This is a genomic window from Ruegeria sp. HKCCD9138 (assembly GCF_057220975.1).
This window is the reverse complement of the sequence record NZ_JBWVAZ010000005.1, coordinates 120904-144617: the sequence shown is the minus strand read 5'-3', so window position 1 is coordinate 144617 and position 23714 is coordinate 120904. Positions and strand designations below refer to the sequence as shown.

Annotated in this window: 25 protein-coding genes and 1 other RNA gene; 7 read left to right on the top strand and 19 right to left on the bottom strand. The window is 59.1% G+C overall.

All coding sequences use genetic code 11. From position 1 onward, the window contains the following. Positions 1 to 11 precede the first annotated feature (11 nt). The 12 genes from AC2TEL_RS10955 to AC2TEL_RS10900 all read right to left on the bottom strand — a co-directional run bounded on the left by AC2TEL_RS10955 (position 12) and on the right by AC2TEL_RS10900 (position 13138). Entirely contained in the window at positions 12 to 1598 is a 1587-nt protein-coding gene (locus AC2TEL_RS10955; RefSeq protein WP_480843817.1) for an ABC transporter substrate-binding protein, read from the bottom strand. Between the two features lie 121 nt (positions 1599 to 1719). Continuing rightward, on the bottom strand, positions 1720 to 3714 hold the full coding sequence (locus tag AC2TEL_RS10950) for a CocE/NonD family hydrolase (RefSeq protein ID WP_480903857.1): 1995 nt from the start codon (positions 3712 to 3714) through the stop codon (positions 1720 to 1722). Positions 3715 to 3765: 51 nt separating this feature from the next. Then, positions 3766 to 4869, bottom strand: coding sequence for a glycerate kinase type-2 family protein (locus AC2TEL_RS10945; RefSeq protein WP_480862164.1), 1104 nt, complete (start codon positions 4867 to 4869; stop codon positions 3766 to 3768). After that, the gene (gene dtd / locus AC2TEL_RS10940) at positions 4866 to 5306 is read right to left on the bottom strand and encodes a D-aminoacyl-tRNA deacylase (protein WP_480843814.1); all 441 of its coding nucleotides are present in this window, start codon (positions 5304 to 5306) and stop codon (positions 4866 to 4868) included. The genes AC2TEL_RS10945 and dtd overlap by 4 nt, the downstream gene beginning before the upstream one ends. 30 nt (positions 5307 to 5336) lie before the next feature. Then, on the bottom strand, positions 5337 to 6005 hold the full coding sequence (locus AC2TEL_RS10935; RefSeq protein WP_480843813.1) for a nitroreductase: 669 nt from the start codon (positions 6003 to 6005) through the stop codon (positions 5337 to 5339). A 94-nt stretch (positions 6006 to 6099) separates the two neighbouring features. Then, the gene (locus AC2TEL_RS10930; protein WP_480862162.1) at positions 6100 to 7215 is read right to left on the bottom strand and encodes a TFIIB-type zinc finger domain-containing protein; all 1116 of its coding nucleotides are present in this window, start codon (positions 7213 to 7215) and stop codon (positions 6100 to 6102) included. A 17-nt stretch (positions 7216 to 7232) separates the two neighbouring features. Continuing rightward, the gene (locus AC2TEL_RS10925; RefSeq protein ID WP_480843811.1) at positions 7233 to 7724 is read right to left on the bottom strand and encodes a cytochrome b; all 492 of its coding nucleotides are present in this window, start codon (positions 7722 to 7724) and stop codon (positions 7233 to 7235) included. Between the two features lie 66 nt (positions 7725 to 7790). Beyond that, the gene (locus AC2TEL_RS10920) at positions 7791 to 8939 is read right to left on the bottom strand and encodes an SPFH domain-containing protein (protein WP_480843810.1); all 1149 of its coding nucleotides are present in this window, start codon (positions 8937 to 8939) and stop codon (positions 7791 to 7793) included. Between the two features lie 23 nt (positions 8940 to 8962). Beyond that, the gene (locus tag AC2TEL_RS10915) at positions 8963 to 9901 is read right to left on the bottom strand and encodes a DUF2927 domain-containing protein (protein WP_480843809.1); all 939 of its coding nucleotides are present in this window, start codon (positions 9899 to 9901) and stop codon (positions 8963 to 8965) included. Between the two features lie 31 nt (positions 9902 to 9932). After that, entirely contained in the window at positions 9933 to 11123 is a 1191-nt protein-coding gene (locus AC2TEL_RS10910) for a toxic anion resistance protein (RefSeq protein WP_480843808.1), read from the bottom strand. 29 nt (positions 11124 to 11152) lie between these two features. Then, positions 11153 to 12067, bottom strand: a complete 915-nt coding sequence (locus tag AC2TEL_RS10905) for a 5-bromo-4-chloroindolyl phosphate hydrolysis family protein (RefSeq protein WP_480903853.1) — start codon at positions 12065 to 12067, stop codon at positions 11153 to 11155. Between the two features lie 174 nt (positions 12068 to 12241). Beyond that, entirely contained in the window at positions 12242 to 13138 is an 897-nt protein-coding gene (locus tag AC2TEL_RS10900; RefSeq protein WP_480903850.1) for a pseudouridine synthase, read from the bottom strand. On the opposite strand from AC2TEL_RS10900, the gene AC2TEL_RS10895 reads away from it, so the two are divergent. After that, positions 13119 to 13586 carry a nucleoside deaminase gene (locus tag AC2TEL_RS10895; protein WP_480903848.1) on the top strand — a complete coding sequence of 156 codons (468 nt, stop codon included), beginning with the start codon at positions 13119 to 13121 and terminating at the stop codon, positions 13584 to 13586. The genes AC2TEL_RS10900 and AC2TEL_RS10895 overlap by 20 nt on opposite strands. A 9-nt stretch (positions 13587 to 13595) precedes the next feature. Here the strand turns inward: AC2TEL_RS10895 and AC2TEL_RS10890 are convergent, their stop codons facing one another. Then, positions 13596 to 14771, bottom strand: coding sequence for a M24 family metallopeptidase (locus AC2TEL_RS10890; protein WP_480903845.1), 1176 nt, complete (start codon positions 14769 to 14771; stop codon positions 13596 to 13598). Further along, positions 14771 to 15463, bottom strand: coding sequence for a metal-dependent hydrolase (locus AC2TEL_RS10885; protein WP_480903842.1), 693 nt, complete (start codon positions 15461 to 15463; stop codon positions 14771 to 14773). Before AC2TEL_RS10885 ends, AC2TEL_RS10890 begins: the two co-directional genes overlap by 1 nt. A 58-nt stretch (positions 15464 to 15521) precedes the next feature. Between AC2TEL_RS10885 and AC2TEL_RS10880 the strand changes: the two genes are divergently transcribed. Further along, the gene (locus AC2TEL_RS10880; RefSeq protein ID WP_480903839.1) at positions 15522 to 16175 is read left to right on the top strand and encodes a ceramidase domain-containing protein; all 654 of its coding nucleotides are present in this window, start codon (positions 15522 to 15524) and stop codon (positions 16173 to 16175) included. On the opposite strand, the gene AC2TEL_RS10875 is transcribed toward AC2TEL_RS10880, so the two are convergent. Both AC2TEL_RS10875 and AC2TEL_RS10870 read right to left on the bottom strand, forming a co-directional pair. Further along, positions 16172 to 16927, bottom strand: a complete 756-nt coding sequence (locus AC2TEL_RS10875) for a class I SAM-dependent methyltransferase (RefSeq protein WP_480903836.1) — start codon at positions 16925 to 16927, stop codon at positions 16172 to 16174. The genes AC2TEL_RS10880 and AC2TEL_RS10875 overlap by 4 nt on opposite strands. Before the next feature lie 32 nt (positions 16928 to 16959). Then, on the bottom strand, positions 16960 to 17523 hold the full coding sequence (locus AC2TEL_RS10870) for a DUF4202 domain-containing protein (RefSeq protein ID WP_480903833.1): 564 nt from the start codon (positions 17521 to 17523) through the stop codon (positions 16960 to 16962). A 511-nt stretch (positions 17524 to 18034) separates the two neighbouring features. On the opposite strand from AC2TEL_RS10870, the gene gatC reads away from it, so the two are divergent. The 5 genes from gatC (at position 18035) to rnpB (ending at position 21742) form a co-directional block, all read left to right on the top strand. Further along, the gene (gene gatC, locus AC2TEL_RS10865; protein WP_068335936.1) at positions 18035 to 18322 is read left to right on the top strand and encodes an Asp-tRNA(Asn)/Glu-tRNA(Gln) amidotransferase subunit GatC; all 288 of its coding nucleotides are present in this window, start codon (positions 18035 to 18037) and stop codon (positions 18320 to 18322) included. Between the two features lie 3 nt (positions 18323 to 18325). Continuing rightward, positions 18326 to 19813, top strand: coding sequence for an Asp-tRNA(Asn)/Glu-tRNA(Gln) amidotransferase subunit GatA (gatA, locus tag AC2TEL_RS10860; protein WP_480903830.1), 1488 nt, complete (start codon positions 18326 to 18328; stop codon positions 19811 to 19813). Positions 19814 to 19852: 39 nt separating this feature from the next. Next, positions 19853 to 20551, top strand: coding sequence for a hypothetical protein (locus AC2TEL_RS10855; RefSeq protein ID WP_480903827.1), 699 nt, complete (start codon positions 19853 to 19855; stop codon positions 20549 to 20551). Continuing rightward, positions 20502 to 21221 (top strand): N-acetylmuramoyl-L-alanine amidase, encoded by a 720-nt coding sequence (locus AC2TEL_RS10850; RefSeq protein WP_480903824.1) that lies wholly within the window; start codon positions 20502 to 20504, stop codon positions 21219 to 21221. Before AC2TEL_RS10855 ends, AC2TEL_RS10850 begins: the two co-directional genes overlap by 50 nt. 123 nt (positions 21222 to 21344) lie before the next feature. After that, positions 21345 to 21742, top strand: an RNA gene (gene rnpB, locus AC2TEL_RS10845) — RNase P RNA component class A. A gap of 7 nt (positions 21743 to 21749) precedes the next feature. On the opposite strand, the gene AC2TEL_RS10840 is transcribed toward rnpB, so the two are convergent. The 3 genes from AC2TEL_RS10840 to AC2TEL_RS10830 all read right to left on the bottom strand — a co-directional run bounded on the left by AC2TEL_RS10840 (position 21750) and on the right by AC2TEL_RS10830 (position 23644). Further along, entirely contained in the window at positions 21750 to 22082 is a 333-nt protein-coding gene (locus AC2TEL_RS10840; RefSeq protein WP_480843796.1) for a GYD domain-containing protein, read from the bottom strand. A gap of 70 nt (positions 22083 to 22152) precedes the next feature. After that, the gene (locus tag AC2TEL_RS10835; protein ID WP_480903821.1) at positions 22153 to 22995 is read right to left on the bottom strand and encodes a DUF2182 domain-containing protein; all 843 of its coding nucleotides are present in this window, start codon (positions 22993 to 22995) and stop codon (positions 22153 to 22155) included. Positions 22996 to 23008: 13 nt separating this feature from the next. After that, positions 23009 to 23644, bottom strand: a complete 636-nt coding sequence (locus AC2TEL_RS10830) for a DUF1326 domain-containing protein (protein WP_480903818.1) — start codon at positions 23642 to 23644, stop codon at positions 23009 to 23011. Positions 23645 to 23714 lie beyond the last annotated feature (70 nt).

Here is a 23714-nt window from a genome sequence, read left to right as displayed (position 1 = left end):
AGTGACCCGTATCAGACGAACCACATCTTGCGGGAAATGTTGCCATTCATCATCTCCTGCGTCGGGTCAGTTTCCCAACCGTCCAGCTGATTGCTGATACCTTCGACAAAGTCGTTGAACATCGGACAAATCAGGCCGCCTTCGTCACGGACCATCCGGCCCATCTGGCTGTAGATGCTCTTACGCTTCTCCGGGTCCAGTTCGGCACGCGCCGCAAACAGCAGGTCGTCGAACGCCTGCACCTTGAAGCGCGTGTCGTTCCAATCGGCTGTCGACAAGTAGGCGGTCGCATACATCTGGTCTTGTACGGGACGGCCACCCCAGTACGACGCACAGAATGGCTGAACGTTCCAGACTTCGGACCAGTAACCGTCATTTGGCTCACGCTTGATTTCCAACGGGATACCTGCCTGAGCGGCCGTCTGCTGAAACAAGGCGGCCGCATCGACCGCGCCGGGGAAGGCGCCATCCGCGGTGCGCAATATGATCGGCGAACCGTCATGACCCGATTTCTTGTAATGCTCGGCTGCCTTCTCAATACTGAACTCACGCTGTTCGATGGTTTCATCAAACAATGGGTAAGCCGCATTGATGGGCATATCATTTCCGATTGAACCATAGCCGCGCAGGACTTTGTCTACGAGCTCCTCGCGGTTAATCGCGTATTTCAGCGCCGTGCGAAGCTCATTGTTGTCGAACGGTGCAGTATCACAGTGCATGATGAAGACGTAATGGCCGCGACCAGCGGTCGAGTGTACCGTCAAGTTCGGTGCGCGACCCAACAGGTCCGCAACTTTGGGTTCAACGCGGTTGATTGCGTGAACCTGCCCGGACTGAAGCGCAGCTGTACGTGCAGTCGCATCGTTGATGACGACGACTTCGACGCTGTCAAAGTTACCATAATCGCTGTTCCAGTGATTTTCGAACTTCGTAAACAGGTGACGCACACCCGGCTCGTCGACCTCCAGTTTGTAAGGACCCGTACCTATACCCGCTCCGGGGTTTTCCATACCACCGTCAGGCTGAATAATCAGGTGATAGTCGGCCAGAAGATACGGCAAGTCGGCGTTTGGTTCCGTAAGTGTGACCTGGAAATTGTCGCCATCAGCCTTCATGGACTCGATGCCCTTCATGATGCCGAGGGCGCCGGACTTGGATTCTTCGTTCGAATGGCGCTCCATGGTTTTCAGCACGTCTTCGCTGGTCATGGTTTTGCCATTGTGGAACTCGACGCCTTTGCGCAGCTTGAAGGTCCACACTTTGGCGTCCGAACTGCCCTCGACACTTTCGGCCAAACGGGGTTCGATCGTTCCGTCAGGTGCGACCTCGACAAGCTGGTCGCCGAATTGTTTTCCGTTTTGGAACGGCACTGAACTGGAATAAGTCGCCGGATCAAGCGAGTTCGTAGATTCGCCGCCCTGCAGGCCAAATTTCAGGTCGCCACCCTTTTTCGGGCCAGCAGCCCGTGCCGCATCTGCAAACATGGTGCTTGCCATTGCTGCCGAGACGCCCAAAGCCGCCGCTTTCCCCATGAACTCGCGACGGGTCAGTTTGCCGGCCGTCACTTGTTTGGTCATGTGAGTGAGTTGTTCGTTCATCCAGAATCTCCCAGTAGGTTGGATCAGCCCTTTGCGGGCTTTTTGTTGACGCATGAGTCAACGTTGGCGCATTTCCTCCCACCGAGCAATACCTATTGTCCGGTTTCGGGGCGTACAAAGTTTACATCTGATTGCGTGGAACGGTGTCATCGAGTTCTTTGGCGAATACCAAGACATCATTTTCAAACGCTTTTATGCTGGCCTCCAGAATAAAGTTCTCGGTGTCCGAGGTCATTTCACATCGGGATTCCGTACGCAGATGAAGGCCCGGACGTTCCAGTTCCTGCGTCCACTCGCAAACGCCACGGGCGGACAGGGCGTCATCGGGGTGAATCGACCACGTTTCCCGTGCTGTGCCACCTGTGATCAACCCATGCTGGCTATCTTTCACCTTCCCGAAATCGTCTTCAATAATCAGATGAACGGTTCCGGTATTCATGTCGGTTTCAAGGCGGCGGGCATTCGACCCCTCGCGCAGAGTGGTAACCTGACGCGGCTTTTCCGCGTCGGGCGGGGCAAAGCTGCACTCGTCGCCTGTTGCCGGTGCCCGGGTAGGAACAGAGATTGTTCCGGAAGTCAGATGCAATTCGGCCGTTTCCGGGGACGGCCAGATCAAAGGCCAATAGGTGCTGGAAATGGCGACGCGTAGGCGATGCCCCTTGGGAACCCTGTAGGCGATGTGGTCCAGATCCAGCTCGACATCGTAAACCTCGCCCGCGCGCAGAGGCGAGGGCTCGGCATGGCTGTTGCGGTGGCTGAGGTTCAGCACCCCGTAGGTAATTCTGGTCGTGGCACCATCGGGGTGGACGTGATTCAGGCGGGCGGCCATTTGTGCCTGCGGTTTGTCAGAGCTGAGCTTCAGACGAATGCGCGGAGCACCTACAATATCCAGATCGGTCTTTAGCGGGGCACTATCGAAACAAGCCGACAGGGCATCATCTGCGCGCTGGTCACCGGGCATGTCGGGACCCAGCCAAATGGCGCAATATTCGCCGCCTTCCAGCCCGCAATGATGCGGTGATCGGATTCGGGCATCCAACGGCCCTGAAATCCCCAGCCCCCCATCGCCCAGCGAAAGATCCAGTGTGTTAAGATGAGAAGTCGCACCTGCGGCTTGGCTTATCCAGCGCCCGGGACGTTCGGTGTACCACCGCGCGGGGCGAACACCATCCATCAGGTAGGCGCGATAGTCAGGGTCATCCTCAATGCCCGTGTCGTGACCCTTGAGCCAATGATCCCACCATCTCAGCGCTTCTTGAAGAAAGCCGATCCGAGGTTCCGGCACCGCGAAATGGGGATACTTGTGAACCCACGGGCCAACGATACCTTTGACAGGCGCGTTCAGTTCCTCGACCAGCCAAGGGACAGTGTTCTTGTACGCGTCACCCCAGCCGCCGATTGCAAGCGTCGCGGCCTGAATTGCCCCGAAATCCTCGCAAACCGAACCATGCTGCCAATAAGTGTCGCGCGTCTGGTGCCGAAGCCAGATCGATGGAAGGAAAGGCTCGTTTTCAAGCCGGTCGATCCACAGCTCGCGCCAGTTCGGGCGAAGCTCGGGGTCCGGTGCACGCGAGGAATAGGACAACATCGTCGCGCCCCAGCCGAGGTTTTCATTCAGCAGGCAACCGCCCTTGTAATGAATGTCATCAGCGTATCGATCTGCGGTCGAACACAAGGTGACTATAGCCTTGAGCGGATCTGGTCTCATTGCGGCGACCTGAAGGGCGTTGAAACCGCCCCAACTGATCCCCATCATACCGACCGTGCCACTGCACCAGGGCTGGTCAGCCAGCCAATGGATCACTTCGACCGCGTCATCAAGCTCCTGCTGCGTGTATTCATCTTCCATCAGCCCTTCGCTGTCACCGTTGCCGCGCATGTCCACGCGAATGCAGGCATAGCCGCGTTTGGCGAACCAGGGATGCGTCAGCGCGTCCCGGGCGGTGGTCCCATCGCGCTTGCGATAGGGCAGGTATTCAAGGATAGCCGGAACCGGTGATTTCTCGGCATCTACGGGTCGCCAGACCCGTGCGGACAAGCGGCAACCATCGGACAACCGTATACCGAGGTTAGGAAATTCTTCGATGTCGCAGAGGGAATTGTGAGCGGGCGTCATCCGATCAGTTTCAAGCTGTTCGCTATGTTCTTGAAGGGCAAAAACGTCAATCTAACACCTCATTGCGACAATCAGATCCATGACGTTTGTGCCGGTCGGGCCGGTGACGAGCAGCGCCCCCGCCTTGTCAAGGAAGGAGCCGCTGTCCGCTCTGTCCAAGGCGCCTGCGGCTTCTTCTTTCCAGGTATGGCCATCCACGACCGCACCAGCCGCGTCGGTCGGGCCGTCTGTTCCGTCCGTTCCGCCGACCACCAGGGTAAGACCGTCACAGCCTGCAATTTCCCGAGCCAGCGCCAAGGCCAATGCCTGATTGCGGCCACCCCAGCCGGGATTTTCGGGCAGGACGACTGTGGGTTCTCCGCCAAACACCATGACGCCGTTTTCCATTGCTCTCAGGCGGGGACCAAGCTTTGCTGCAACCCGAAGAAAGTCGTCATGCAGGCATTCTTCATTTGCCAGCACGTCCAGCCCGGCCGCGTGCACGGCAGCCTCGGCCGCAGTCCGGGCGTGGGCGTTGGACGCAATAATCTTTGTGGTGGCCTGAAAGCCATAGTGTTCGGGCAGGGCTCCTATCCCCGATCCGATGACACCAAGCGAGTCGCCGGGAACGTCTGAGATCGCCAGAACGGTGACTTGCTGACCCGTGAAGTGCGACAGCAAACCACCGCCCTTGATACGGGACAGCTTGCGCCGTTCGGCATTCATGGCCTTGATATCAAGGCCTTCGGACAAAAGCCGGCGATTGAGGTTTTCCAGATCGGCCAGTGTCCTGCCCGGCATCAGATCTTCGGCCAGCGAGGAAGCACCGCCTGAGACCAGCAACAGCAGGTGAGTGTCTTGCCCCATCTCCTCAACCGCCTTGCGCAGGGCTACACCGCCTTTCAGGCTGCGCTGGTCGGGGACTGGGTGCGAAGCCTCGATCACGTCGACATCAGCGGGCAGGTCGCGCCCGTGACCATCCTTTGTAACGACAAGGGTCGGAACTGCTTTGAACTGATCCAAAGCCGCGCGGGCCATAGCGGCCGCGGCCTTGCCAACTGCGAGAATGCGGTCGGGTCTTGAGACGTCGGGCAGTGCCGCCCTTGTGGCAGAATACCCGCCCACGGCATCGACACCCGCCTGCCAGATCTTGATTGCCAACTCTGCTTGGTTCACTGATTTTCCACCCAAATTGTAACCGGGCCGTCATTGACGAGTTCAACAGCCATATCGGCCCCGAACTGACCTGTTTCGACCGCGATTCCTTGTGCCTGTAACTGCTGCGCAAAATACTCGTACAGATGTTCGCCCTGTTCCGGTGCGGCGGCATTCGAAAACCCAGGCCGGTTACCGCGTGACGTGTCCGCCGCCAGCGTGAACTGGCTTACGACAAGGGCCGATCCCCCGATATCCAGAATGGACCGGTTCATCTTGCCGGCGTCGTCCTTGAATATCCGAAGCTTGGCGATTTTTGCTGCCAGGTTAGAGGCCTGTTCCTCACTGTCGCCTTGCATAGCGCACACAAGGATCGTCAGCCCGGGGCCGGTCTGCCCGATGACAGATCCGTCGACCGAAACCTGTGCTCGTGACACTCTTTGTAGCAGGGCGCGCAATTCATTCTCCCGTCTTGCACATCGGCAGGTTCATTCGTGCCAAAATACCACTTCATCCAACCCTGCGCGTTCCGTGCGAAAGGCGTTTGCTGGGTGTTCGCTGTCCGGGTATCCGAACGAAACTGCGCATAAGATCATCCTGTCTTCCGGAACCTGAAAATAGCGTCGCAGGAAAGGACTGTAAGATGCCACGGCCGCTTGTGGAATGCTCGCAATCCCTAGCGCCTGGGCCGCCAGCGTAAAGGCTGTAACGAAGCCGCCGCAATCCATTGCGCCATACGGGCCGAGCTCAGCGGGGCTGGAGATAATCGCGCAATGCGGGGCACCGAACAGAGAAAAATTCTCCATCATCTGCTGCGCCGAGGCGGCGCGGTCACCCTTTTCGATCCCCACCGCCTCGTACAACGCCCATCCGCATGCGCGGCGGCGATCCTGATAGACGCCACTGTACGAGCTGGGGAATGGTAGGTCCGGAGCTGGGGTGCCGGTTTTTGCTTCTTGACACAGCGCCTCACGAAACCGATCGGTTTCGGCGCCGCTTGTCACATGGACGTGCCAGGGTTGCGCGTTGCACCAGCTTGGAACACGGGTCGCACTGATCAGAATCTGCTCGATCACAGCTTTAGGAACGGGATCGGGCAAAAAAGCGCGGCACGAGTGTCGGTTCTCGAGCAGGTTGTTCAGAACATCCAATGTCAACTCGGCCTCCCCCAAACGAAGCGCAGGATGACGTCAGATTCCCCGAGTTTCAAGGCCCGACGCAACGGGTTTACCGAAACACATGAGGGCGGAACTATTGCTGCCCAGTCGCGACCAAATAGCCGACACCTGCGGCAACCAACAAGCCCAGAACTACGGCGATGGTGATCTTGATGGCTGACCAGGGGCGCTCACCCTGAACGCGTCCTGTCCGTCCGTTCACAACAAAGCGATAGGTTTCGCCGCGGTATTTGTAGGCCGCCAACCAAACCGGCAGCAGAACGTGTTTGAAGGTCACGTCTCGGATGTCCGTGTCGATATTGTGGATGCGCTGACGGTCGCCTCCGATATCAAAACGTACATCGCGCTCGATGACCCGGGCCATGTGACTACGAGCTTCTGTATAGCCATCCTGCAATTCAACGGTGTAGGCCTCGGCCCGAAAGCCTGCCAGGTATTCGGGCTGATAGGGCTCCAGCGCGGGCAGGTCCCAGGGCTCCAACGCATCGGTATAGGATTTCGGTAGCGACCGAGAGGCCAGCACCAGCACGTCGTCGAAGAAACGCGCAACGCGTCCGGATTTTGGAGACCAGCGCACTTTGGCGACTTGTTGCTGAACCCGTTTGCCATCACGCATAACGGTTCGCGTCTCGTAATAAACGACGCCTCGTTCACCCCTGTAGCTGGATTTGGTATTGGCGTCGAAAGTCCAGTAGGGGACATAAATTCCCTGCATTTTTCGCCCCTTGCGGGCGTAGTCTTTCAAACCGTTCGGCGCAAACCACAACCGACCAAGCCAGTCCCCCATCGCCTTGTGCGCTGCCCGTTCGTCCAAGACAAAGGGTAAAACGCCACGCGGCTTGATATGCCGGCTGACGCCTGTGTCGGTCACCACCGGAGTGGCGCAAAACGGGCATTCAGCGGCGTGCGTGTTTGGATCAAACTCGACCTGAGCGGCACAGTTCGGGCAGGAGAGAACGCGCGTTTCCTCGATTTCGGCTTCAGGCAGTTTGTCGGCGATGGCCGCATCAAAATCCAGTTCCTTCAGGCTGGCGCCACCCCATGGGCCGGCCCCGATCGCCTCGGAATGGCCGCAGTGATCGCAGGTCAATGTGCCATCGCCAGGATTGAACCTATAGTCCGCGCCGCACTGATTGCAGGGAAACCGGTGTTCGTTGGATACTGGCGATGGATTGGATGTCGTGGGCATGAATTTGACCAGGGCTTTTACCTTCGGGCGGTCAGGCGCATCCGTTCCAGCGCGCCATCGCCTTTGACACATTGGTGCCAGATCGCTGCCAGGGCATGACCCAAGGCTACAAGCAACAGGGCATTTGCCGCGATTTCATGCAACTCTCCTGCCGCTTTGATACCTCCATACCACACCAGAGCACCTGTTGCGGGTACGGCAATCATCACAGCATACAACAGGTGGTGGCCCCATTCTGCCGCCCGATTCATCAGATCCGAGTTTCCCGGCAACGGGCCCGGCGTGCCCTGTCGCCACCGCATGAGCAGTCGGATCACAACCAACACGAATACGGCGCTGCCGATCCAGACATGCGGTGTGTTGCCCTCGAAACCCGTCGCGCCGCTTTCAAATCGGGCTCGCAATACCCGGCCCATATTGTCGCCGGTAAACCATGCGATCAGGATCAAAAGAGCAGTCAACCAGTGCAGGATGATCTGTGATTTGGAATAGCTGGCGGAAATCTTCATTGTCTGAGTCTTTCAATTGGTTGTCAGGTCTTACTTTAACGTCAGAAATCAAGCTTTCCGTCGGCGTCATGCGCCCGGAGGCGGCGGCGGCAGGATCGTGAACAACTGAGCCAGCTCCTGCACGTCGCCCGCCTTTTTCCAGCCATCCTGACCAGCGGTCCAGACAAAGGTGTCACGTGTGATTTCGCCGTCCGTCGCCATGCGTCCCATCTTGGCTTTCGAGAATGGCCCGCTTGTCTTTCCGTCCACGGCGATGTGCCAGACATGCTCGACGGGCGGCGGTGGTGGCGGTGCCATATGCGCTGTTGGTTGCGGTGCAGCGGGTGCGGAACTGCCCCAGGGACCGGACGGTTGACCCGCTGCCATGTTTGACATCTGCTGAGCCATCGCCATGCCCATTCCCATGCCAAGACCGGCGCCCATGCCACCGCCCTGGCCCGGATTGTTCGCGGCGGCTGTCATCGCTTCGGCCGCCGAATACTGTGTGAACTTTCCCAAATCTCCGGCCAACCCCATTGAGGTCCGCTTGTCCAGCGCAGCTTCAACTGCTGGCGGCAGCGATATGTTTTCAATGTAGAATTCGGGCATTTCCAACCCGTATCCATCCAGAACCGGAGAGACTTCTGCGGCGATCAGCTTGCCCAGATCGGCGGTGTTTGCGGCCATGTCCAGAACCGGAATGCCTGACCCGGCGATGACGCGGCTGAATTCCTGCACGATGATATTGCGGATCTGAAAACTGATTTCGTCCATGGTGAATTCACCATCGGTTCCGACGATTTCGACGAGGAACCTGGCCGGGTCCTTGACCCGCACAGTATAGGTGCCAAACGCACGAATGCGGGTGGGGCCAAACTCGGGGTCACGCAACATGATGGGGTTCTTGGTTCCCCATTTCAGATCGTTGAACCGGGTGGTGTTGACAAAGTAAATCTCGGACTTGAAAGGCGATTGAAAGCCATGATCCCAATGCTGAAGGGTCGTCAGGATCGGCATGTTATTGGTCTCGAGCATATAGAGACCCGGCGTGAAAACATCCGCCAGCTGGCCCTCGTGCACGAACACAGCGGCCTGACCTTCGCGCACGGTCAGCTTGGCGCCATATTTGATTTCATGTCCTTCGCGCTCGAACCGCCAGACCATGGTGTCGCGGGTGTCATCCACCCAGTGAATGACGTCTATGAATTCTCCGGTCAGAAAATCGAAAATTCCCATTTGGGTTCTCCTGTCCTAGGGGGTCAGAGCGACTGACCCATCAATTCGCGTGCAATGATCCGCACCACAGGGCGGGCCTCGTCGACGGCTACGCCGGGTTCAAGGCGCGGATCATAAAGCATTGTCAGCAACTTCTCGTCGTGGCTTGTCAGCAAGGCGAACTCGTCATCATCGTTGAAAATCGACGGTCGCGCGTTTGGGCTGTCATTGGACAGGCCCAACCCCTGAGCGATCTCTTCGTGAATGCAACTGCGTCGGACCAGATCCGGCAACTCGGCCCTGATCAGCGTCACGGCACGCACATATTTGTGCGGCGACGTTCGCGTCGCCGAGGCAAACACAAAACAATCGAAATTGGCGCGCGGATTAGCAACCAGATCCAAAGACGCCTGACTGATATTCGGAATCAATTGCCTGAGGCGCGTGACCACGTAACTGCTGTCGTCCTTGCCGGCAAAGAAGACATGGAAGTTTGCCTTGCGGTTTACGGTCGAAATGGAATGTCCCGTCAGTTTCGCCAAACGTTTGACATAGGCATCAACCTGCGCTGCATCCTGCGTGCGGACTTCTGGTGCTACCGACGGGCCAAACTCTGTCTGGACACGCACAGGCCCGGACCAGCGGCTAAGCTGACCGTCGGTCTGACGCGATCCGATTGAAATCGCGTGATCCGGATATTCGCTGTAAAAAGCGATGGTTTCGAAATTGCGCGCCAGATCGTCGGCATCATAAGGCGTGTCCGGCCCACCTCCATCGGTGCGCAACAGTCCCCTGGTAAGCAGGTCGCGCTCGACCCGGGCGTAGAAGCGGGCCAGATCCTGGCTGGCTGCCGATGGCGGGACATACGCATTTGCAGCAGGTTCCGGCTGTACAGGAGGCGGCGGCAGAGAGACCGAGCTCGTCAAAGCCTCATCACAATTGGCAAGCGCCAGCAGGGATGCCAACGCTAACGCAGGTTTCACATAATCTACTGGCCGCACGCCCGATCCAGCCTTAGCCCGGAACTGCAGTGCCGGCGTTATCGCCGGTTCCGTCGCGCCGGGCCTTTGCAGCAGCCAGAGTGTCCCGCAGCTCGGCCTCCATCTTTTTCAGGTCTTCCTCGGCGGCGGCGCGTTTGGCCTTGCCTTCGTCCGCAATGGCCAGACTTTCGTTGATTGTACCGATCAGGTCTGCATTGGCCTTTTTGACGGCTTCGATGTCAAAGACGCCACGCTCCATTTCTTCGCGGATCATCTTGTTCGACTGCCGCAGGTTTTCCGCGTTCGACGTCAGCAATTCGTTGGTCAGATCATTGGCCCCGCGCACAGCCGCCGCCGCCTCGGCACTGCGTTGGATGGTGACGGCCTGTGCCAGCTGGGTTTCCCAGAGCGGTACCGTATTGACCAGGGTCGAGTTGATCTTGGTCACCAGCGATTTGTCATTTTCCTGTACCAGACGGATCGAGGGCAGCGATTGCATCGTCACTTGGCGTGTGAGTTTAAGGTCGTGAACCCGGCGCTCCAGATCGTCGCGCGCGGCGCGCAGGTCGCGCAGCTCTTGCGCTTTCATCACCTGTTCTTCTTCTGGGGCAGCTTCAACCGCCGCCTCTTTTTCCGGGATATCGTGGCTGTCCAGTTCGGTCAGCTTTTCCTCACCCGCCGCGATATAGAGGGCCAGTTCGTCGTAAAACTCCAACGTCTTTTCATAGAGCAGATCGAGCGACTTGATGTCTTTCAACAGCGTGTGCTCGTGCCCAAGAAGATCGTCGGTGATGCGGTCGATCTGGCTTTGCACTTCTTCGTATTGCGCGGTGAATTTTGCGAAAGGCGCCGCTTTGCCCAGCAGCTTCTCCCACCAACTGCGTTCGCGACGCACGTCCAGCTCACTGACTGAGAAACCGCGGATTGTCGTCACGATGTTGCGCAGGCTGTCGCCCGCCGGTCCAACATCCTTGTTGCGCACATCGGCCAACATGGCCTGGCTGATCTCTTGCAGTTCAGCCTGCGCGGACGAACCAAAAGACACGATCGAGTTGGTGTTTCCCATATCGATTTCACCCATCCGCTTGCGGATTTCGGCGCCCACCGGTTCGTCCGCCTCCTCCAGCGCAACGACCTCGGCATGGGGTTCGGGCAGGGTGACGGCGGTGACTTCCTGCACCAGAGTTTCGGCCTCGACCGCTTTGTTCTTTATGGTATCGGACATGGGGATAATCCTCGCTCAAAAATGGCCGGTCAGTCCAACCGGACGCCCTCGCGCTGCAGCCGGTCGCGCAGCACGTCAATTTCAACTGTCAAATCGCTGCGGTCATCCAGCAGCATCTTCCGGGTGCGTGCAGCAAAATTCTGTTCAAGATCATCCAGCAGTGCGGAGAAATCTGCCAGAGCCTGCGCATCGCGCGTGCGTGCGTAAACATCGGCGAACTTGATTGTCGCATCGCGCGCGCCTTGCAAATAGACCGTCAGGTACTTTCTGGCACCAGCCAGATCACGCGGATCCTCTTCGACTGTACGGAACAGATCGCGAGCAGTGTCCTGAAACCGTTCGACCCGCGCTTCGATCTTGCGGTTTCCGGCGCGTTTGATGGCGTCTGTCATTTCGGACAGATGCGTTTCCGCATCCTCGACAACGCGGGCGACACGATCTTGCTGAAAGGTATCAATGCCTTCCATTCCCTTGTCCTTCATCGGGTCGAACCCGAAGGCCGTGGAATGCAGAACTGTTGCCGCCAAACCGAACAATACAGGTGCCAAAAGACTGGCCTGTGCGGCGGTTTCGGCATCCAGATATTCAGACCGATACGATGCCAGCGCGGCCCCCAGGCCCGTCAGGACACTGGCGAAAATCTTGCGCGGAATGGCCGGTCGGCGGGCGGTACGGCGCGCGTTATAGGCGGCCTCGGCGCGCAGCCCTTCGCGCAGCAGGAACGCGGCAGCTGTCAAAAGTCCAGCCGCCACAAGACCGATTGTCATACCGACAGCGCCGTCGTTCAGGGACAAAAAGATCAGTGGAACCGCTGGCAGGAACAGGACATTGGCCCGCGCACCGGCCGGTTCAACCCGGGCACCGTCGAACTGACCGCGACGTGTTTGATCCTCGGGGTCGGAACCGCCTTCCGGGCTGTACTTTCCGCCATAGCGTTTGGCCATCGCCCTACAGACCTCCAAGCAGGCCGGTGCAGACACCGAACAGCAGAATCAACAGCGCTGCATAGGCCAGATTTTGGATTCCTGAGCCGGACATGTATTCCCCCACTGAGCCTTTCACGAAAAATGTAGGGGATGTAAGGGCATCGCGCTAGGGGGAAGGTAAGGTAACTTGCGTCACTTGCGGGGTTTCTTGCCGACGGAAGGCCGTTTCCGCTGCGGGTGAGCCGGACGCTTGGCAACGGCCTCTGGTTTGGTATCCCCGTCCAGCCCCAATTGGTCGCGCAATACGCGGCGGCGGATTTCTTCGACCTCGCCGGGTTTCAGGTTGCCCAGTTGGAACGGGCCGTAGGAGACGCGCAGCAGGCGGTTCACCACGAAGCCGATATCTTCGATTGCACGTCGAATTTCGCGGTTCTTGCCTTCGCGCAGCCCGATCGTCAGCCATGCATTGGCACCTTGTTGGCGATCCAGCGTCACGGTCATGGGCTGGAATCGCTCGCCTTCGACGGTCAGGCCTTTGCGCAGTGGTTCAAATTCTTCGTCTTTGGGGCGGCCATTGACACGCACCCGGTACTTTCGCAGCCAGCCGGTCGAGGGCAATTCCAGCTTGCGCTTTATGCCGCCGTCATTTGTCAGCAACAACAACCCTTCAGAGTTCAGGTCCAGCCGTCCAACGCTCATGACGCGGGGCATGTCATCCGGTAACTTGTCGAAAATCGTCTCGCGCCCTTTTTCGTCCCGCGCGGTTGTCACCAGCCCGGCAGGCTTGTGGTACAGCCACAGCCGAGATGGCTCGGGTTCGGAAACCGGTTTACCATCCACTGTGATCTTGTCTTTTGCGGTCACATTCAGGGCGGGGCTTTGGATCGCTTTGCCGTTCACGGTCACGCGACCGGCTTCGATCATGCGTTCTGCCTCGCGGCGCGAGGCGACACCGGCACGGGCCAGCACTTTGGCGATCCGGTCGCCTGGGGGAGGGGTGTTGCTCATTCCCCGGCCATAACCCATCTGCGCGGCTTGCGAAAGGCAGGTTTCTGGGGCAGTCAGAGGCATGACATTCAGATCGCACATGCAGCAAGCACTGGACGAGGCACGCGCGGCGGCGGACCGGGGCGAAGTGCCGGTGGGCGCAGTAATCGTTGCACCCGATGGCCGCGTCGTTGCATCGGCAGGGAACCGGACGCGCGAACTGAACGATCCCACGGCTCATGCAGAAATTCTTGCGTTGCGCGCGGCCTGCGCCGCGGCGGGGTCCGAGCGGTTGCCGGGGTATGATCTGTATGTGACACTCGAACCCTGCGCCATGTGTGCGGCGGCCATGGCCGCGGCGCGGATCGGGCGAATTTACTATGGCGCGTCCGATCCGAAGTCAGGGGGGGTGGCCCATGGGGCGCGGGTGTTTTCCCACCCACAGGCCCACCATGTTCCGGAAGTCTACGATGGTATTGCGGCCGATGACTGCGCCGAACTGCTTCGGGCGTTCTTTGCCGCGCAGCGTAAGGCCGACGCCAAAGAGTAGCCAGAAGGGTCAGACCTGTTTGACAACCATTGCGCGGGGAATGTCGGCCAAGGGCTGGCCACCGTGCGGTGTCACGACAAAGCTTTCGGTTATTGCAAGCCCCCAATCGGCGGTCCAAAGCCCCGGCATCAGGTGAAAAGTCATGTTTTGCTGCAACTCCGTCGTGTCGCCGGGGCGCAGGCTCATGGTGCGCTCACCCCAATCCGGAGGATAGCTGAGACCGATAGGATAGCCGGTTCGATTGGCTTTGGTGTAACCTGCTTTGGCAAAGCTATCATAGACGCGCTGCGCGACCTCTTCGCAGGTGGTGCCGGGGCGTGCGACCTGCAGGGCGTCGTCGATGGCGGTCAGAACTGCATCTTCGGCCCGCTGAATAGCTGCAGGAGGATCGCCCAGAAAGAGGCTGCGGCTGGCTGGGCAGTGATAACGACGGAAACAGCCGGAAATCTCGAAATAGGTTGCCTCACCGAGTGTCAATGGCCTGTCGTTCCAGGTGATGTGCGAGGCAGAAGCTTCGACACCGGACGGCGCGATTGGCACGATCGCCGGATAGTCACCCGCCAGACCGGGCAGCCCAGCGATACCGGCGGCTTGAACCTCGGCTACTAGCTGGTTCTTGGGCAAGCCTTCCCGAAAGGTCTCGCGCAGGACCGCGTGCATATGCGCCGTCAAGCGCCCGGCCTTGCGCATCATGTCGATTTCGGTGTCGCTTTTGACCGCGCGCTGCCAGTTAACCAACCCGGTGGCGTCGCACAGGGCCCGCGCCCCAAAAGCAGTTTCGAGGATCCGGTGGCTGGCGGCCGAGTAGTAGTAATTGTCCATCTCGACGCCCAACCCGGTTGTCCAGCCGCGATCCCGCAACAGGTCGACCAGGGACTCGATCGGGTGGTGATCCGGGTGCTGCACATGTTCTTCAGGCCAGTCATGCAGGTCTTGCGGTTGCAGCCACGTGGTCAGCTGTGCCCCGGCCTTATCCTGCGTGCGGCCCCACCACAGCGGAGCGCCCGCACGGTGCAGGATTACCATCTGAGGGACGTAAAAGCTCCACCCGTCGTAGCCGGTCAGCCAGGCCATGTTGGAGGGGTCGGTGACCAGTAGTGTTTCCACGCCTTGTCGATCCATTGCTGCCCGAGTGGCTGCAAGGCGCGCGGCATATTCCTGCGGGCTGAAATCGGACGCGGGCATCAGAGGGTTATGCTTTTCATGACTTCAGGTTCGATCACCTCGACGCCGGGCAGCTCGCCGGCCAACGCCTTGGCCGATTGTTCGAGGATCGGGAAAGTCTGGTAGTGGCAGGGAATGATGGTCTTGAAGTTGAAATAGCGCTTGGCCGCATAGGCCGCGCCCTTCATGTCCATGGTGAAGTGGCCTCCTGCTGACAGGATGCCGATGTCGGGTTTGTAGTAATCCCCCATCCACTCCATATCCGCCATGATGTCGGTATCCCCCGAGACATAGACCACGCGCCCTTCGGCCCCGATCATGAAGCCGACCTCAGTCCCGCCTGTTCGCAGCCCGTCCGGCGTTGAGAACGTTGAACTGTGAGAGGCGGGCACCATGCTGACCTTCACACCATTCAGGTTAACCGTACCGCCTTTGTTGAAGCCGACGGTTTCGATGCCTTCGGCTTCGGCCCAGTATCCCATCAGGTCGTATTGCCCGATGACCGGAATGCTAAGATGCTTGGCCAGCGGCAGCACATCGACCACGTGGTCGAAGTGGGTGTGGGTCAGCAGAATATGCGTCGCGCCATCGACTGCGGCATCGTGTTGGGTCTCGGGCAGGACCGGGTTGCCGGTGAGCCACGGATCGATCAGCAGAACCTGACCTTCGGTTTCAATGCGAAAGCTGCCATGCCCCAGCCAGATGATATTCATGAAAAAATCCTCCCGAGATACTATTGGATGCAGCCTAGCATCCGGTATGTAAAAATCTATGGACTGGACACAGCAAATTGACAGCTATTGCGAGCGGTTGTCGCCCGCCTATTGGGCCGAGCCGATCAATGCTGTGACAAACGCCGCTTTTCTTGTAGCCGCGTTGATCATGTGGCGCAGGTTACAGGGGCAAAAGGCGCCATTGGCGAGCCTGCTGGTGGTACTTTTGGCGATTATCGGTGTGGGCAGTTATCTGTTTCACACACATGCTCAGATCTGGGCCGCGATCGCAGATACCACGCCAATACTGTCTTTCATTCTGGTCTATATCTTTGCCGTGAACCGCGATGTGTGGGGTTTGGGGCCGTGGCAATCGCTGGGCCTGACCTTGTTGTTCTTTCCTTACGCGGCGCTGACAGTCCCGGTCTTTCGACTGATTCCCGGCTTGGGCAGCACAGCAGGTTATGCGCCGGTTCCTTTGCTGATCCTCATTTACGCATTTTTGCTTCGGGCGCACGCACCGCGAATTGCAGGTGGGTTGGCCGTCGGCGCGTTGATTTTGATCGCCTCGATCACCTTCCGGGCGCTGGACATGCCGGTTTGCGGGCAATTTCCCTTGGGGACACACTTCATGTGGCACATTCTGAACGCTGTGATGTTGGGCTGGATGATCGAGGTCTACCGAAGGGCCCTCTTCAATCCACGTGCCTAATCCGGCAGTTTTTGGGCAATATAAAATCCATAGCTGACAAAAGCCGCGTTCCGCTCATAAAGATCGATCTCGGCCTGCTCCGCCTCGACCAGCGCGCGGGCTTGCTCTGACTGTTCATGCTGCTCGAGAAACGCACTGAACCTGAGCTGCAGGGGACGGTAATACATATCCAGCCAGCAGTCTGTCGGCAGCAGAAAGTAACCCAGCAAGGCGTAACCATTTGCCTCTAGCTGCGCGATCTTTTTGGAGGCAAGGGCAACTTCGGAGTATTCGCCAGCCCAATGTTGCGTCAGTTCATCCGGTCGGTCCTGCGTCAGCCACGTCAGTTCCGATACGGCAAGAATGCCATCCGGCTTCAGGAACCGGCGCCATTCTCGAATGCCTGTCTCAAAGCCGATGTTATAGATAGCGCCCTCGGACCAAATTACGTCCAGTTCCGCATCCTGAAACGGCAACGCTTCCATCGACACGGGCAGGGTCCGGATGCGCCGCGCCACGTCTGCAGACGCAGCCCGGATCTCAAGCTCTGTCAAAAACTCGGGCAGTAAATCCACCGCCACGATCTCGGCGTCGAGATCCTGTGCCAGAATCAGGCTCGCTGCCCCTGTGCCGCAGCCAATATCGGCGATACGTAAGCCCTTTTGGTGCGAAAGCCCTGCCAGGTTCATTGCGCGCCGCGTCGTGGCAGGGCTGCCGGGGCCCTGGCGATCTCCATCTTTGTGCAAGTCCAGCAAAAGCCGCAGATCATCCATCAGATCACCTCTTGGGACATAAAAAGCCCGGCTCAGGACTGAAAAGCCGCCGCCAAAGGTTCCGGCAGTTCGAATTCCTTCAGAACACGCGTCCGGCCTTCCGTCGACATTTTCACGGCCGTCTTTTCAACAATACGCTGAATCTTCTCGTCGGTGTGTTTTGCGGCGAAAGGTTGGAAATACCATTTCAGGAACACGAAACAGATCACATCCTCCAGCGCCTGAACGTCAGCATCTCGCTTGATCCCTTGCTTGCGCAGCATGCGTCCGACTGCATCGACCTGGTCATCGTCATATCCCGCCTGTTTCATCAGACCCATGACAACGTCCGCGTGATAGACGCCTTGTGCTTTGCGCCAGGCCAGATACCCCGCGCGCCCTTCCGGGTATTCGGTACGTTTCAACTTCCAACGCTCGACATGTTGACCGCGCGCGGCGATTTGCAGCTGTTCTGAGGCATCGGGGAACAAACGGTTCAGTTCGGCGCTCATCCTTTGGCCGTACAGCAAGGCTTCTGGCTGCCCGTCTTCGTGATTGGGGTCTTGTGCGTTGGCCGCGTCAATTGCGTCCAAAACCGTTTGCATCTGCGCGCTCATGTCCTGCTCCGTTGTCTGGCCCGCTTGACGCGGGAATGGTGCGGACATCCTAACGGCTTGCAATGGCAGGTGCATCACTCAATTGTGAAATTTCCGGGTCGGGGAGGGGGAACCCGACCCGGATAAGGGACAAGATTACTTGTCCAGGGGGGATCGGTTTTTCGTTACCGACTCAGGGGATTGGTCAGGAAACGTAAGATACGGGATCAGGGTGCTGGTTGTGCCAATGGCAAGGGCCGGGGTGCTCAGGGCAACGACGGACAGAGTAAGGGCTGTGATGAAGGTTTTCATGGTCACTCTCCGGTATGCGTTGTTTCGCACAATACGAAATGAACAGTTCAGTTTAGATTTTCAAGGGCAAAAGTGAACTAATCTGTTTATTTTCTCGACGGGCCGGAATTCAGGCCAACTTTGACGTTTCCGGAAGGGGTATTGCTGGACAGTTGCGCAGTGGTCTTGCGGCTGTTGCGGCAGACGGGTAAATGCCCCCTAACGTTTATGAGGGAAGCCGATGTCGATTGACCAAAGCACCGCCGCCAAGGTGGCCAAACTGGCCCGGATCAAGGTCGAGGATGACGCGCTGCCGGCGCTGGCGTCCGAGTTCAACACCATTCTTGGGTTCATCGAGCAACTGAACGAAGTCGACGTCGAAGGGGTCGAGCCGATGGTTTCGGTCGAGCCGATGCGCCTGAAGCGCCGGCAGGACGTGGTCACGGACGGCAACCAACAGGACAAGGTCCTGGCCAATGCGCCCGACGCCCGCGAAGGGTTTTTCGCTGTCCCCAAAGTGGTGGAGTAAGACATGAGCGATCTGAACAAACTGGGCTTGGCCGAGGCCCGCGACGCGCTGCGAGCGGGTGATGTGACCTCGGTCGAATTGACCGAATCCTGCCTTAAAGCCATTGATGAGGCCGACGCGCTGAACGCCTTTGTCCACAAGACGCCCGAGATCGCGCTCGAACGCGCGAAAGCTGCGGACGAGCGGATCAAGGGCGGCGACGCGCCGTCGATGTGTGGTCTGCCGATCGGCATCAAGGATCTGTTCTGCACCAAGGGCGTGCCCTCGCAGGCGGCCTCGAAGATTCTGGAAGGCTTCAAGCCGGAATACGAATCCACCGTGTCGCAGCAACTGGCCGATGCAGGCGCCGTAATGTTGGGCAAGCTGAACATGGACGAATTCGCCATGGGTTCGTCCAATGAAACTTCGGTCTACGGCAATGCGGTCAGCCCGTGGCGGCGCGGCAATGACGACGCGCAATTGACGCCGGGCGGTTCGTCTGGTGGTTCGGCTTCGGCAGTGGCGGCCGATCTCTGCCTGGCCGCAACCGGGACCGATACCGGCGGCTCGATCCGCCAGCCAGCCGCGTTCACAGGCATCACTGGCATCAAGCCGACCTACGGCCGTTGTTCGCGCTGGGGCATCGTCGCGTTTGCGTCCTCGCTGGATCAGGCCGGACCGATGACCAAGAACGTCCGCGATGCGGCAATCATGCTGGAGGCGATGTGCGGTCACGACCCCAAGGATTCGACCAGCACCGAGCTGGCCGTGCCGAATTTCGAGGCGATGCTGACCGGTGACATCAAGGGCAAGAAGATCGGTATCCCGAAAGAGTACCGTATGGACGGCATGCCCGCCGAAATTGAAAAGCTGTGGGCGGATGGCGCCGATATGCTGAAAGCTGCGGGCGCCGAGATTGTCGATATCTCACTGCCGCACACCAAATACGCGTTGCCCGCATACTACGTGATTGCTCCGGCCGAGGCGTCCTCGAACCTCGCTCGCTATGATGGCGTCCGCTATGGCCGCCGCGCGCATCTGGCGCAGGGTGACGGCATCACCGAGATGTACGAGAAAACTCGCGCTGAAGGTTTCGGTCACGAAGTACAGCGTCGTGTGATGATTGGCACCTATGTGCTATCGGCGGGTTTCTACGACGCATACTACAACCGCGCGCGCCGCGTTCGAACCCTGATTAAGAAGGATTTCGAGGATGTCTTCGCCGCGGGTGTCGACGCAATTCTGACCCCGGCAACCCCTTCAGCAGCCTTCGGTCTGGGTGAAATGACCGAGGCGGATCCGGTTCAGATGTACCTGAACGATGTGTTCACCGTGACCGTCAATCTGGCGGGTCTGCCCGGCATTTCGGTTCCTGCGGGACTGGACACTCAGGGTCTGCCGCTGGGTCTGCAATTGATTGGCCGCCCATGGGATGAAGGCGATCTGCTCAACACCGCCTATGCGCTGGAAAGCGCGGCCGGGTTTGTGGCCAAGCCGGGGAAATGGTGGTAAGCCTCAGACAGGCAAGACACAGCAAGACGGAGCAGCCAAATGCGCAGATTGCTTCTGATCCCCGCCCTCGGGTTGATCGCGGCATGTGATACGGTGACGCCCGTATCGAGCACCGGCTTTAACACACCCGAGTATCAGGCTCAGCGTGAGGCGCAACTGACCGGGCAGGGCTTGGCGGGCAACCCGTTGGCACCGCCACCCGTAATCTCCGAGGAGCCGCTCTCGGCGCAGGGATCGGCCGGAGCGGTAACACCCTACGGTACGGACGACGCCAGCGATATCGCCGATCAAACAGCTGCTGCGCTGGCCAGCACGTCAGGTGAACCTGTGCTGGTGCCGAACAATACCGATATTTCGGATGAACAGGACTTCGAGGCGGTGTCGAACAGGCGCACGATCGAATCCGACGCGGCTCGCATTGAACAAAACCGCCAGACCTACGAGGTCGTTGCGCCTACCGCGGTTCCGCAACGGGGGACAGACGGCCAGCCCAATATCGTTCAATATGCCCTGAGCACCTCGAACCCGGTCGGTACGCAACTCTACAGCCGCGCTGGTTTCAACCTGCAAGCCAAAGCGCAACGAAACTGCGCCCGATTTGCCTCACCCGATCAGGCGCAGATCGAATTTCTGGCCAATGGCGGCCCGCAGCGCGACCGAAAAGGGCTTGATCCGGACGGTGACGGTTATGCCTGCGGATGGGATCCCAGCCCGTTCCGAAGCGCCGTCAGCAACTGACGCTTTGGACCCAATCTGGCATCCTTCCCCAAATTTCGGCCCGCGCCGGGGCGGGCTGACTCCGTCTTTGATCGTTTTGCACTACACGGCCATGGACAACGCTGCCGAAGCTCTGGATCGCTTGTGCGACCCTGCGTCTGAAGTGTCTGCCCATTTCTTGATCGGTGCCGACGGTACCTTATGGCAATTGGTTCAGGAAAAGGATCGCGCCTGGCACGCAGGGGCCGGGGAGTGGCAAGGCCAATCCGACATCAACTCGCGCTCAATCGGAATTGAGTTGGACAACCGCGGCGACCATCCATTTCCCGCCCCTCAGATGGCGGTGCTGGAAACTCTGCTTCGCGAGGTCATGGCACGCTGGTCCATACCGGCAGCCGGCATCATCGGGCATTCCGACATGGCGCCGGCCCGCAAACTCGACCCCGGCCCCCGGTTTGACTGGCAAAGGCTGGAACGGCAGGGCCTCGCCAATCCACGCAACGCAGGTGTCGAAAATGAAACCCCAAGCCCGGATCAGTTTCGCGTTCTTGCGCATCAGGCAGGTTTCACCGCAGCGGTTGATGACGCCACCCTCCTGGCCGCCATTCGCTTGCGCTATCGCCCTTGGGCAACCGGCCCGCTCAACGATGCGGATATTGCCGTCCTGACGCCTCCAACCGCACCAAGCTGATCCGTTCTTCATCTGGCCGAAAATATCCCGGGGTTGAATTGGCCGCAGGCCAAGAAGGGGCTGGCCCCTTCCACTCCATCTACTCTTGACGCCACCCAAACCAGGGCATACCCACGACCCCGCGCGGAGGGCCGGATGGCCGCTGGGGCGTAAGCCCGAGAGGAAAGTCCGGACTCCACAAGGCAACGGTGCCGGGTAACGCCCGGGCGGGGAAACCCGACGGATAGCGCCACAGAAATCAGACCGCCCAGGACCTCGGTCCGGGGTAAGGGTGAAACGGTGGGGTAAGAGCCCACCGCGTCTCTGGCAACAGGGACGGCACGGCAAGCCCCACCGGGAGCAATGCCGAATAGGGTCCCCGCGCGGGCAGGTCGGCGTCAGCCGAAACCGCCGCTAGGCGCGCCTTGGCCGAGAGGGACCGGGTTGGCAGCTTGAGCCGCGCAGCAATGCACGGCCTAGAGGAATGGTCATCGAAGGGGGCAACCCCGGAACAGGATCCGGCTTACAGGCCCTTCGCGCGTTTTCCGATCATCCACCCGGTGGCGTATAGGCCCCGGTCAGTTTGGCTGCCTTCTTGGAAATTTTGACAAAGTCTTTTGCCGTCCAGGCACGCACCGTCTCAACTTTGGACACCGCGCCCGAGGCGGCGACGGCCATGCCGATTGCAACGGCATCCGTTCCGTCCGGGGCCTCGCTGATGACAACGACATCATTGTCGCCCGTCGTCATGTAAAACGCCAGAAGCTTGCCACCTACTTTCTTCAGCAGGTCTTTGACGGGACCGGTGCGATCCGCGGGTTTTTTCAGCATTCCCTTGATGCCGGCTTGCGAATAGGACGCGTAGGTAATGAAAAGGGGCATGTGTACCTCCTGTTAATCAAGTTGATGCAGGACCCGTAATTTGGCCGGTCCTTTGGCCAGAATGTGCGTTTCAGCCCGCAAGAAACCAAGGAGTTGCGATCAGCCAAACGCCCATGACGATCAACGCTATGCCAGTTAGGGGAACAAGCCAGGTCGCCCGCGGAAGCAGTTTTTCCACAGCGACGTAGATTGCGATACCCGCGATCCAATACAGGTTCATAATGCCGCCCACGAACAGCAGCAGCATCAGAGCCCAACAGCACCCCAGGCAGTAGATCCCGTGTGAGGCCCCGACACGAAAGGCTCCCATCGGTCCCGGGAAGTTGTGTTCTGAAAGAAAATGTGCGGGGCTTCGGCAGTGTCTCAGGCAGGCGGATTTGAGGTTGGTCAACTGATAAACCCCGGCTGCCAGCAATACAGTGCCCGCAAACCCCTGTGACCGGATCGTCATCATGGGGCCGTCCGAAAGGCCGGACTGTTCCAACCCCCATTGCGCGACTGTCGCAATGGCGCTGAACGCAGCCCATGCAACCAGGTAGCCGGACAGAAAAAGCAGACTGTAGAATGCTGCGCGATCCCTCTCGGGGCCCATCCGTTTGAGCGCAACATAAAGCAAAACCGTTGGCGCTGCGCTTGGCGTCATCATGGCGATCATCATGATCCACCACATCAGGAAGATCAGGACGGCAAAACCTGCCCCCCACGGGGCGCTATCCCCCATTTGCATGGGGTCACCGATTGGGCCGGCCATGCGGGTCATTTCGACCGCCGACATGTTCATTCCAATACCGGCGATCGTGTACCAGGACGCGGCAAGAACGATCAAAAAAACGCTGCCCAGGACAATGGCGCCGTCCTGACGCATCAGCCGCTCGACCGCCCCCTGGCGCGGAGGGGCAGGGTGATTGGTCATCAGATCACCCCGGTCAAGCGCCGAGGACGCCGTGGCTGGAAATATTCAGATGGGCCAGATGCGCGTGCGTGGCGTCAAAGGTCAGGCTGATTGCGCCGCCCGTGGTTTTGGCGGTGCCCGAGGCCGCCTCGGCGTGGCGATATTCAAATCCGTTGGGCAACTGTATCGAGGCCCTGTGCGCGGCACCGGAAACGATGTGCGGAATTGGGCTGACCTCTACGTCAAATATGCCTTGGGCCCTGGCGCTCCCGGTACGGTCTTCCCGGCTCCAGTTCAGTTCGATGGGCACGTAAAGTGTTTCGTGCTTGGTGGGGGCCATGGCGCTGTAAACGTACCACATGGTCGCCATCTCATCGGTGTCTTCGCCGGACATGATGGCCTGCAGGGCGGCTCGTTGATCTGGTGTGGCGCTGTCATCGATGATCAGCTGCATCTCGCCGTTGCCCTCGTGAATTGGACCCGGCCAGTAGTAAACGCCTGCAGCGCGCAATCCGGAAAGGTCGGTGTCGCCGTAGTTCCCGCTTTCAATGTCGAAAACTACAACCGCTTCGCAGTTGCCATGCGTCGGCAGCACGCTGAACTGGCATGGGCATCCGAAGTTGCAATTGCAATTGGCAAGTTCTTCGCCTTGAATCGTCCATTCTGTCATGAGATCCCCCCGGAAATATCGTGCAGTAAAAACCTGCCGACAGTGTGTCGCCTGTTTCCGGTGCCTCGAC